This window comes from Agrobacterium sp. a22-2, assembly GCF_012276985.1.
Taxonomy (GTDB): domain Bacteria; phylum Pseudomonadota; class Alphaproteobacteria; order Rhizobiales; family Rhizobiaceae; genus Allorhizobium.
The window spans coordinates 1-429 of sequence record NZ_JAAXMM010000077.1 but is presented as its reverse complement, the minus strand read 5'-3'; the positions used below and the strand labels follow the sequence as shown (position 1 = coordinate 429).

At 59.2% G+C, this 429-nt stretch carries 1 pseudogene; it reads left to right on the top strand.

Features of this window, described 5'->3' with window-relative positions:
* A pseudogene (locus HFC70_RS26445) lies at positions 1-429 on the top strand (hypothetical protein); the annotation flags it as partial.

Sequence of the window (429 nt, the reverse complement as noted above, 5' to 3'; positions counted from 1 at the left end):
GAGTACATTTCCCGCGTGTTCAACGCCGAACGCAGCTACATGGTCACCAACGGCACCTCCACCGCCAACAAGATCGTCGGCATGTATTCGGCGCCGGCGGGCAGCACGGTGCTGATTGACCGTAACTGCCACAAGTCGCTGACTCACCTGATGATGATGAGCGACATCACGCCGATCTACTTCCGCCCGACCCGCAACGCTTACGGCATCCTCGGCGGCATTCCGCAGAGCGAGTTCCAGCGCGCCACCATCGCCAAGCGCGTGAAGGAGACCCCGAACGCCACCTGGCCGGTGCACGCGGTGATCACCAACTCCACCTATGACGGGCTGCTGTACAACACTGACTTTATCAAGAACACCCTGGACGTGAAGTCGATCCACTTCGATTCCGCCTGGGTGCCTTACACCAACTTCCACCCGATCTATAAA